We start from the raw sequence: 10,453 nt of genomic DNA on the forward strand, positions 1-10,453 counted from the left end.
TCGTCGGGCCGGCGGGGTTCGGTTCGGGCGCCGAGGCCGGCGAGCGGGGTCCCGGGCGGGGCTCCGCTCGCCGGCGACGGCCGTGCGTCAGACCGCGAAGCGGAAGGCGTGGAACGCGGCGCCGTCCTGGAGCTCGGCGGCCTCGACGACCTCCAGGCCGTCCAGCTCGGTCAGCAGGTCCTCGTTCACGTCCGTCTGGATCTGCTCTTCGTTCATGGCAATTCCTTTCTCGACAGGCGAGGGACAGCGTGCGGACACACCGGACCCCACAACGGAGTTTTTTCCTTCTCCTCGGCGGAACTCCGGCATGAATGCACGTCCGCAGAAACCCGAGGAGGCACGGGGCGCCATAGGCCCGCCGGCGCCAGGGGAATTCCTTGCTCCCGGGCATGCCGCGGCCTGGCGTATCCCACCGGGCGTGCGGTCCGGGCGCCTCTCACCGCGCCGGCGCACCGGGCGCGCGGAAAGAGAGGAAAGGGACCGCGCTGCGGCGGGAATGGAGGAAAGGATCAGAGAGAACAGGAAGGAGCGCCGTGGCAGGGCCCCGCACGAACGGCAGACGTCACAGTAAAGCCCCCGTGGTCACGCATCGCTGCGTCAGGCGATGCCCCCGTGAAGCCCGGCTCCGGGCTTCCGACACAGCGAGGCTAAGGAGATTTTCCCGAGCCTGTCAACAATAAGTTTAGGCCAGTGGATCAGGATTCAACAATTCCAGAAGCGCGCCCCGGACGGCAATGAAACGGCAATTCCCGGCGCACGGCGACAGCGGAATCGATGAGCACGGTGACAGATGCGCGCGCCGCCCCGTAAGCTTCTTCGGCACCATCACGTGAGCGACTGTCCCGAAAGCACCGACCGAAAACAGTCCTGACGTGGCTGGAATTCCGGCGCGGCGAGCCTGCCGACCGCCTGGGCGATCCGTCACTGGGGGGAATCGTGGGGCGTGGGCCCTTTTCGCATGCCGGCTACCGCTGGCTGTGGTCCGGTCAGCTGGTCAGCATCATCGGCGATCAACTGTTCCCCATGGCCGTCGTCGCCCTGGCGCTCGGCCGGGAGGAGTCCGCCTTCTCGCTCGGCGTCGTCTTCGGCTCCCGCTTCGGCGCGCTCGCGTTGCTCATCCTGGTCGGTGGCGTGCTCGCCGACCGGATGGACAAGCTCCGCCTGATGATGTCCAGCGACGTGGTCCGGCTCTCCGCCGTCCTGCTGCTCATCGCGCTGGGGAACGGAGCACCCCTGTGGGCGCTCGCCCTCATCACCTTCCTGATGGGCGCCGGCGAGTCGATCTTCCAGCCGGCCTACGACTCCGTCGTGCCCTCCCTCGTCCCGGAGCGGACGCTGGAACAGGCCAACGCCGCCACCAACATGCTGAAGAACACCGGCCAGGTCGTCGGCCCGGCCGGGGCCGGCCTGCTGGTGGCGGCGGTAGGCCCGCGCAGCGCGCTGTGGGTGGACGCCGTGACCTTCGCCGTCTCCTCGCTCACCCTGCTGATGGTCGGACGGCGGCTCGGCGAGCGGCGAAAGCCCGCGGTCCGGGACGAGGAGTCGATGTTCGCGGAGGCCGTCGCCGGGATCCGGGTGGTCGTGCGGATGCGGTGGCTGATGGCCCTGGAGGCGATGGCCGTCATCCATGTGCTGTTCGCCGTGGGCCCCTGGTTCGTCCTGGTCCCGCTGATCGCCGACGACCGTCTCGGCGGCCCGGCCGGATACGGGTTCGTCCTGTCGGCGTTCGCCCTCGGCGGCATCGGCGGTGCGGCCGTCGCGGGCCTGACGCAGAAGCTGTTCCGGCGGCCGGGCCTGTGGGCGCTGGCCGCGATCAGCCTGTTCGGCGTCGCCTGCCTCGCGTTCGCGGCGACCTCCTCCCTGCCCGTGCTGGTCGCGCTGTTCGCGCTCGGCGGCGCGGGCGTGCAGTTCTTCGACGTACTCAAGACGACGGCCATCCAGCGGCACGTCCCGCGCGCACTTCTCGGGCGCGTCTTCGCCCTCGACTTCTTCGCCTCTTTCGTAGGCATGCCGGCCGGGCAGATGCTGGCCGGTCTGCTGGTGGCGGGCGCCGGGCAGGCCGTCACCGCGATGGCCGTGGCCGGTGCCGTCGTCTTCGTCACCTCCGTACTGCCGCTGGCCGTACGGGACGTGGCGACCCTCGGTGCCGCCGGCACCGAGGCGCCGGTGCCGGACCCCGCCGGGCAGACGGCTGTCGCCGGGGGCGGCAAGGCCGAATGAGCACGGCGGTGACGACGCGCTCGCTGACCGGCGAACTGGCGGCGCTGTGCGAGCGGTTGCCCGGAATGCGCGTCACGGTCGAGGCGGACGCCACGGGATGGGCGGTCCTGGTGACGCACGAGGGCGGCGGGCTCGTCCAATGGGGCGCCCGCGCGCCCAACCCGTCCGGCCTCCGGACGGCGCTGCTGTCGGAGGGCCTGCACTCCCTCCGCACCGACCTGGACGCCGTCCGGGTCGCCCGCCCGCTGCCGGCCCGCACCGCCCTGCCCGTGGTGATGACACCGCTGATGGCAGCCATCGCCGTGCACGAGTGTGTCGGGCACACCAGCGAGGCCGACAACCACGCCGACTACGGGCACCGGTTGGGCATCGGCCTCGGGGACCGCTGGACCCGCGTCCCGCTGACGGTGACCGACGACCCGACCCGGCCCGGCCACTGCGGGTCCTACGTCCGCGACGACGAGGGCACGGCGGCGGCCCCGGTCCGGCTGGTCGAGGACGGCCGCTGGACCGGACTGCTGACGAGCCGGTCCCACCCGGGCCCCACCGGCAGCAACGGCCACGGCCGCCGCGCCTCCACCGCCCGCGAGGCGCTCCCCCGGATGGGCGTGCTGAGCGTGGCGCCGGGCGAGCACCGCGTCGAGGACCTCATCGGGCAGGTCACGGACGGCTTCCTGCTCGGCGCGCCGCGCGAGGGCGGCTCCGTACGGGAGTACGTCCTGCTCAAGCCGGCCTGGGCCCGGCGGATCCGCCACGGACGGATCACCGACGAGGTGTACGGCGACCTGGTGCTGCGCGGCCACAAGGTCCAGCTCATGAGGAGGCTGCGCGGCGTCGGCGATCACGTGGTGATGAACGACCCCTACCACCGCTGCGACAAGAAGGGCCAGGAGGTGTGCGTCTCCCTGGAAGCCCCGTACCTGCTCTTCGACGACCTGCTGCTGTATCCGGACGGAGGAACACCATGACGGAGTTCGTGAGGGGCCTGTCCTACGAGCGTTTCCTGGCCGAGTACTGGCGCCGGAAGCCGCTGTTCGTCAAGGGCGGCGCGCACGACCTCCTGGGGCTGACCCTGAGCTACGAGGAGGCGGACGCGATCGTCGAGCGGGTCCGTGAGCAGGCGCCCGACCGGCTCGCCCGCGACCCGGGACGCATCGAGTTCGTCAAGGGCGCGGACGCGCTGAGCCCCCGGCTGGCGCGGCGCGCCGGGGAACTCCAGCAGAAGCTGGGATGGCCGCGTGTGACCTTCGACGTGTCGCGCACCCACGCGCCCGGCAGCATCGGCTGCCACTTCGACTACGACGACAACTTCACCCTCCAGCAGGACGGCAGCAAGGTCTGGCGCATCGGCTCCCCCGCGGCCGTACCGGAGACGGACCGGCGCCGGCGTGTCCTGGAGGATCCGTCCCTCTCGGGTCAGTTCTATCTCACCGACGATTACGAGGAGTTCGTGGTCGAGGCGGGCGACCTGCTGTACATCCCGCTGTTCCACCCGCACTGGGGCACGTCCACCGGCCGCTCCCTCTCCCTCACCATGACCTGCAATCTGGTCACCCCGCTCACCGAGCTCTGGCCGCTGCTCCACGAGGAGTTGTCCGGGCTCCGCGCGTGGTGGCACCCCTCGCCGCTGCCGGCCGCTCCCGACGAACAGTCCCTCGACGGCCTCCTCGACCTGCTCGCGGACCCCGCGTTACGGCGGCGCGTCCTGGCCCGCTGGCAGGAGTCCCGCCGCTCCACCGTGGCCCGGCACCGCCCCGAACTGGACCCGCCGCGGCCGGAGCCCGTCGAGGTCGACCCGGTCACGGTCGACGTCACCCCGATCAAGCCCCTGTTCACGGGCGCGGCACCCCCGGTCGACCTCGCGAAGGCCGTCCTGCCCGGCGAGACGACCGCCCTGCTCGGAGACCTGACGGCCAAACGCTGCCTCAAACGGCTCCTGGTGCTGGCCAGGGACCGAGCCGGAGCCTGCGGCGACCCGCGTCTGGCCGCCTCGGTCCAGGAGGTGGTGAACGGACTGACACGACTGCCGCACCCCGCCTTGCTGGCGTGGTGCCGCAGCCCCGAGGTGACGTCCTGGGTACGGCAGGCGGAGCGCGAGCGCGAGGCCGGCTACCGACGCGCGCCGGACACCTTGCTGGCCCACCTCACATCGTTCTGCCTGCCCGAACTGCTCCGCTACGAGGTGCTCACACCGGGAGCCCCCCTGGTGGCCGCCCTCAGCGCCCCCACGGAGCTGGCACTGCTGTCGGCGGGCCGAGTGATCGAACTGCCGGGCACGGCAGGCGAGACGGTGACCATCGAGGTGCACGGGTCGCACGTGGCCCTGGACGGCGTACGACTGCCGTCGACGGACCTGACCGGAGAGACGGCCGGCCCGCACGTGACCCTGCTCCCGACCCTCGCGGAGAACGGTCCCCGCCTCCTGCCGCCGCATTCCTGGTACACCGCCTTCCACCCGGCGGGCCGCCGCTTCCCGCAGCCGCCGGGCGGGGCGCACTCGGAGGAGTTCCTGGAGACGGTCGCACAGGCCCTGACCCTGATCGAGAAGGTGTGGTCCCCGGCCGCGGACGACATCCGCGCCTCCCTGAGCCGGCTCATCCCGGCGCAGGCGCCCCCCGTGCCGGAGACCGTGCCCGGGTTCCGCGGCGCGGCCGTCCTCGCCGGCACCGGCCCTCTGGAGACCGCCCGGCAGCTGTGCCGGGCCGCCGCCCAGACGCGCTACGACGCGATCGGTGAGCTGTACGCGCTGAGCGAGGAGCCGGCGACCGTCGTGCGCCCGCCGTCCGCCGAGACCGGCCTGCCGGCCGCCGCACTGCTCCGGGACACGTACACGGCCGTGACCGAACGAGAGTTCCTGCGCCGCCACGACGACGCCCCCCTCTCCGTCCCGGCCCTGTCCCGGCGCATCCGCGACTCCCTGACCGCCCTGCGCCACGACGGACGCCTGACGTCACAGGGCCACACACTGTGGACCGGGCTGTGGGGGCTGGAGGACCAAGGGGTGTGATCAGGCCGGCTTCTTGACCGGCTCCAGGATCGCCACGCACTCCACGTGATGCGTCATCGGGAACAGGTCGAACGCCCGCAGCGTCCGCACCCGGTACCCCCCGTCCCGGAAGTACCCCAGGTCCCGGGCGAGGGCGGCCGGGTCGCAGGCGACGTAGGCGATGCGGCGGGCGCCCAGGGACGCCAGGTGCTCGACGGTCTTACGGCCGGCGCCGGCGCGCGGCGGGTCCAGGACGATGAGGTCGACCTCGGTGATGCCGGTGCGCGGCAGGACCGATTCGACCTTGCCCTGCTCGATGCGGACCCGGTCGAAGTCGGCCAGGTTGTGCCGGGCGTCCTCCACCGCGCGCTTGCCGGACTCGATGCCGAGGACCGCGCCGTTGTCGCCGAGGCGGTCGGCGAGGGCGCCCGCGAAGAGGCCCACGCCGCAGTACAGGTCCAGGGCCATCTCGCCCTTGCGGGGCATTAGGCCCTGCATGACGGCCGTCACCAGGGTGTCCGCGGCCTTCGGGTGGACCTGCCAGAAGCCGCCGCTGCCGACGCGGTACGTACGGCCGTCGGCACGCTCGCGGACGAAGGGCCGGCCGTGCACCCGGTGCGTGCCGCCGTCCTTCTCGTCGACGCGCATCACCGAGACCGGGCGGTCGAGCTCGACGATCGGGAGGCGCGCTCCCGGCCGGGGCGTCAGGATGACCTGCCGGTCCTGGGAGCCGGTCGCCGCGATGGCCTCCACGGACGCCATGCCGGACCAGTCCCGCTTCTCGATGCCCAGCTCGCTGACGCCCTCGGCGGCGATCATGCAGTGGTCGATCCGCTCCACCTCGTGCGAGCGGTGCCGGCGCAGTCCGGCGTGCCCGTCGGCGTCGACGGCGTACTGCACGCGGGTGCGCCACTGCGGCACCTGGCCGGCGGGCAGCTTGTCGCCCTCGGCCGGCATCACCGTGCCGTCCCAGCCGACGTCCTCCGGGGAGAGCCCGGCGAGCCGCTGGAGCTGCTCGGCGACGACCTCGCCCTTGAACCGGCGCTGGGCTCCGGGCTTGGCGTGCTGCCAGTCGCAGCCGCCGCAGCGGCCGGGGCCGGCGAACGGGCAGGGCGCCTCGATGCGGTCCTTTGACGGGGACAGGATCTCCACGGCGTCCGCGCGCAGGTACCGGTCGCCCTCCTCGCCCTCGGTCACCCGGGCCACGACGCGCTCGCCGGGCAGGGTGTGCCGGACGAACAACACCTGGCCGGCGTCGGTGCGGGCGACGCAGTGCCCGCCGTGGGCGACGGGGCCGATCTCGACCTCGTACTCCTCCCCCACCAGCGACTTCTTCTCTTCTGCCTGCATGGGTGGGGTGACTCCAGATCGAGTGGGGGTTAGGGCCCGGGCGCGCGGCTGGCGGTGGGCCTGACAACAGCCGACCAGTCTACGTGCGTCTGCGGGCTCTCCGTCCCGGCCGGTCACTTCCGGGTCTCGGGCTCCTTCGGCCGCTCCTGCGCCGGTCCGCGCCGCACCGAACCCGGGGCGTTCCACTCGCCGCGCCTGCGGGCGCGCAGCTTGGCCGCCTCGGAGGACTGGAGCTGGTAGGGCACCGACGTGACCATGACGCCGGGGGTGAACAGCAGCCGCCCCTTCAGGCGCAGCGCGCTCTGGTTGTGCAGCAGGTGCTCGTACCAGTGGCCGACGACGTACTCGGGGATGATCACGGACACGGCGTCGCGCGGCGACTCCCTGCGCAGCCCCTTCACGTACTCGATGATCGGCCGCGTGATCTCGCGGTAGGGCGAGTCGAGGACCTTCAGCGGTACGTCGATGCCGCGCCGCTCCCACTCCTCGCGCAGCGCCTTGGTCTCGGCCGGGTCGACGTTGACGCTGAGCGCCTCCAGGCTGTCCGAGCGCAGCAGCTTGGCGTAGGCCAGGGCGCGCAGCGCGGGACGGTGGAGCTTGGAGACCAGGACGACCGAGTGCACCCGGGACGGCCGTGCGCTGTCGTCGCTGGGGCCCTCGGGGGCGGCGAGTTCCGCGGAGACGCGGTCGTAGTGGCGGCGGATCGCGGTCATCGTGCCGTAGAAGATGACCATGCCGAGCAGGGCCACCCAGGCGCCGTGGGTGAACTTGGTGACGAGGACGACGATCAGAACCAGTCCGGTGAAGAAGGCGCCGAAGGTGTTGATCGCGCGGGAGCGGACCATGTGGCGCCGCTTGGTCTGGTCCTTCTCGGTGGCGAGCAGCCGGTTCCAGTGCCGGACCATGCCGATCTGGCTGAGCGTGAACGACACGAAGACGCCGACGATGTAGAGCTGGATCAGCCGGGTGGAGTCGGCCCCGTAGATCCAGACCAGGAGGGCGGCGGCGCCGGCGAGGAGCACGATGCCGTTGGAGAAGGCGAGCCGGTCGCCGCGGGTGTGCAGCTGGCGCGGCAGGTAGCGGTCCTGGGCGAGGATCGAGCCGAGCACCGGGAAGCCGTTGTAGGCGGTGTTGGCGGCCAGGAACAGCACGAGGGCGGTGGCGGCGGCGAGCACCACGAAGAGGAAGGTGCCCTTGCCGAAGACGGCCTCGGCGACCTGGGTGATGACCGGGTTCTGGACGTAGCCGGAGCCGACCGCGGCGCCGTCCTTGATCAGGTCGACGGCCGGGTTCTCGGCCATGCGGACCTTGGTGGCCATGGCGAGCCCGATGATGCCGCAGAACATGGTGACGGCGAGCAGGCCCATCAGAGCGAGCGTGGTCGCGGCGTTCTTCGACTTGGGCTTGCGGAAGGCCGGGACGCCGTTGGAGATCGCCTCGACGCCGGTGAGCGCGGCGCAGCCGGAGGAGAAGGCGCGCAGCAGCAGGAAGACGAGCGCGAAGCCCGCGAGGCCCTGGTGCTCGGGTTTGATCTCGAACGTCGAGGTGGGTGCCCGCATGGTGTCGCCGAGGACGACCCCGCGGAACGCGCCCCACGCGATCATGATGAAGACGCCCGCGACGAACACGTACGTCGGGATGGCGAACAGGCCGCCGGACTCCTTGACGCCGCGCAGGTTCATCACGGTCAGCAGCAGGATCACGGCGACGGCGCACTCGACCTTGTGCTCGACGACGAACGGGACCGCGGAGCCGAGGTTCTCGATGCCGGAGGAGATGGACACGGCCACGGTGAGGACGTAGTCGACGAGCAGGGCGCTCGCGACCGTGAGCCCGGCCTTGGGGCCGAGGTTGGTGGTGGCCACCTCGTAGTCGCCGCCGCCGCTCGGGTAGGCGTGGACGTTCTGCCGGTAGGAGGCGACCACCGTGAACATCAGCACGACGACCGCGGCGGCGATCCAGGGGCTGAAGTGGTAGGCCGACACACCCGCGATGGAGAGGACCAGCAGCACCTCGCCGGGCGCGTACGCCACGGAGGACAGCGGGTCGGAAGCGAACACGGGCAGGGCGATGCGCTTCGGCAGGAGCGTTTCCGCCAGCCGGTCGCTGCGCAGGGCGCGCCCGATGAGGATCCGCTTGGGCACGTCGGTCAGTTTGGACACAACAGGGAATCGTATGCCCCCCGCCAGGTGCGGAGCACATCCGGGGGAACATCACGCCCGGCGCACCGCTGTGACCTGCGTTCGCGCCATCGTCCGGGGCGGCGGGATCCGGACGTTACCGTGGAGCGTGGGTGCGGGCGGGAGTCCGGCACGGTGCCGCCGAGCCCACGATGCGAACCGCGGGGGATCATCGGCGGGAAAGCCCGGCATGATGTTGCCCTGCGGTCTGCGACCGGACCGCGCCTGTTGCCCGGCGATTCGAGAGAAGAGACATGAGCGCCACGTTCACGCAAGTCGGACGCCTATCGAGGAGTGCGGGGTAGGACCGTGCACATCGTCATCATGGGTTGCGGAAGGGTGGGCTCCGCTCTGGCCCAGACCCTGGAGCAGCAAGGGCACACGGTCGCAGTGATCGACCAGGACCCCACCGCGTTCCGCCGGCTGGGCCCGGGCTTCGGAGGCCGCCGCGTCACCGGCGTCGGCTTCGACCAGGACACTTTGCGCGAGGCGGGCATCGAGGAGGCGGGTGCCTTCGCGGCCGTCTCCAGCGGGGACAACTCCAACATCATCTCCGCACGCGTGGCCCGCGAGATGTTCGGCGTGGAGAACGTCGCGGCCCGGATCTACGACCCGCGCCGCGCCGAGGTCTACCAGCGCCTCGGCATCCCGACCGTGGCGACCGTCCGCTGGACGGCCGACCAGATGCTGCGCCGGCTGCTGCCCTCGGGCGCCGAGCCGCTGTGGCGGGACCCCACCGGCGGCGTGCAGCTCGCCGAGGTGCACGCCTCCGCGGAGTGGGTGGGCCACAAGATCAGCCGGCTCCAGGAGGAGACGGGCGTGCGGGTGGCGTTCCTGACCCGCCTCGGTGAGGCGATCCTGCCCACCTCGCAGACGGTGCTGCAGGACGGCGACCTGGTGCACGTGATGATGCGCACCGAAGAGGTCGACAAGGTCGAGGCGGCGTTCGCCAAGGGTCCCGAAGAGGAGGGCGGTCACTGATGAGGGTCGCCATTGCCGGTGCCGGTGCGGTGGGCCGCTCCATCGCGGCCGAACTGCTGGAGAACGGGCACGAGGTCCTGCTCATCGACAAGGCGCCGACCGCCATCTCGGTCGAGCGCGTCCCGCAGGCGGAGTGGCTGCTGGCCGACGCCTGCGAGATCACGTCGCTGGACGAGGCGGCGCTGCAGCGCTGCAACGTGGTGATCGCCGCGACGGGCGACGACAAGGTCAACCTGGTCGTCTCCCTGCTGGCGAAGACGGAGTACGGCGTCCCGCGCGTCGTCGCCCGGGTGAACAACCCCAAGAACGAGTGGCTGTTCAACGAGGCCTGGGGCGTGGACGTGGCGGTCTCCACCCCGCGTCTGATGTCGGCCCTGGTCGAGGAGGCGGTGAGCGTCGGCGACCTGGTCCGCCTGCTGCGCTTCAGCCACGGCGACGCCAACCTCGTGGAGCTGACCCTGCCGGAGGAGTCGGCCCTGGCCGGCACCCAGGTCGGTGACGTGGAGTGGCCGCAGGACACGTCCCTGGTCACGATCATCCGCGGCACCCGGGTGCTGACCCCGTCCCGGGAGGACTCCCTGGAGGCGGGCGACGAGCTTCTCTTCGTGGCCGCGCAGGCCCGCGAGGAGCAGCTGGAGGACCTGCTGTCGGTCCGCCGGGAGGACATGGCGGACTGACCGGCTTCTCCTGAGACGACGGAGGGGGGGCCGCGGGGGGGGGGGGGCCCCCCCCCCCC

Annotated in this window: 8 protein-coding genes; 5 read left to right on the top strand and 3 right to left on the bottom strand. The window is 71.8% G+C overall.

The annotated features are described in order from the left end of the window. Positions 1-87: 87 nt before the first annotated feature. Positions 88-216 (bottom strand): hypothetical protein, encoded by a 129-nt coding sequence (locus ACFRAC_RS29640; protein WP_258872951.1) that lies wholly within the window; start codon positions 214-216, stop codon positions 88-90. 720 nt (positions 217-936) lie between these two features. On the opposite strand from ACFRAC_RS29640, the gene ACFRAC_RS29645 reads away from it, so the two are divergent. From ACFRAC_RS29645 to ACFRAC_RS29655, 3 genes are read left to right on the top strand one after another with little or no spacing between them, the layout of a single operon-like run. Continuing rightward, entirely contained in the window at positions 937-2,220 is a 1,284-nt protein-coding gene (locus ACFRAC_RS29645) for an MFS transporter (RefSeq protein ID WP_382934509.1), read from the top strand. Positions 2,221-2,228: 8 nt separating this feature from the next. Continuing rightward, positions 2,229-3,188, top strand: a complete 960-nt coding sequence (locus tag ACFRAC_RS29650) for a metallopeptidase TldD-related protein (RefSeq protein ID WP_382934515.1) — start codon at positions 2,229-2,231, stop codon at positions 3,186-3,188. Beyond that, positions 3,185-5,227, top strand: a complete 2,043-nt coding sequence (locus ACFRAC_RS29655) for a JmjC domain-containing protein (protein ID WP_382934522.1) — start codon at positions 3,185-3,187, stop codon at positions 5,225-5,227. Before ACFRAC_RS29650 ends, ACFRAC_RS29655 begins: the two co-directional genes overlap by 4 nt. Here ACFRAC_RS29655 and ACFRAC_RS29660 read toward each other — a convergent pair whose 3' ends face one another. Next, on the bottom strand, positions 5,228-6,556 hold the full coding sequence (locus ACFRAC_RS29660) for a class I SAM-dependent RNA methyltransferase (protein WP_382934529.1): 1,329 nt from the start codon (positions 6,554-6,556) through the stop codon (positions 5,228-5,230). A 113-nt stretch (positions 6,557-6,669) separates the two neighbouring features. Beyond that, entirely contained in the window at positions 6,670-8,718 is a 2,049-nt protein-coding gene (locus ACFRAC_RS29665; RefSeq protein WP_382934535.1) for an APC family permease, read from the bottom strand. A gap of 327 nt (positions 8,719-9,045) precedes the next feature. Between ACFRAC_RS29665 and ACFRAC_RS29670 the strand changes: the two genes are divergently transcribed. Continuing rightward, a complete protein-coding gene (locus tag ACFRAC_RS29670) occupies positions 9,046-9,717 on the top strand; it encodes a potassium channel family protein (protein WP_382934542.1) in 672 nt (223 codons plus the stop codon). Next, positions 9,717-10,394: a potassium channel family protein gene (locus tag ACFRAC_RS29675; protein ID WP_382934546.1), complete on the top strand. Its 678-nt coding sequence runs from the start codon at positions 9,717-9,719 to the stop codon at positions 10,392-10,394. Before ACFRAC_RS29670 ends, ACFRAC_RS29675 begins: the two co-directional genes overlap by 1 nt. Positions 10,395-10,453 lie beyond the last annotated feature (59 nt).

It is taken from the genome of Streptomyces sp. NPDC056628 (genome assembly GCF_042792555.1).
Taxonomy (GTDB): domain Bacteria; phylum Actinomycetota; class Actinomycetes; order Streptomycetales; family Streptomycetaceae; genus Streptomyces.

Excerpts from the sequence above, each read along its gene's own strand:
- ACFRAC_RS29655 (WP_382934522.1), top strand. The coding sequence starts at position 3,185 with ATGACGGAGTTCGTGAGGGGCCTGTCCTACGAGCGTTTCCTGGCCGAG.
- ACFRAC_RS29675 (WP_382934546.1), top strand. The coding sequence starts at position 9,717 with ATGAGGGTCGCCATTGCCGGTGCCGGTGCGGTGGGCCGCTCCATCGCG.
- ACFRAC_RS29640 (WP_258872951.1), bottom strand. The coding sequence starts at position 216 with ATGAACGAAGAGCAGATCCAGACGGACGTGAACGAGGACCTGCTGACC.
- ACFRAC_RS29660 (WP_382934529.1), bottom strand. The coding sequence starts at position 6,556 with ATGCAGGCAGAAGAGAAGAAGTCGCTGGTGGGGGAGGAGTACGAGGTC.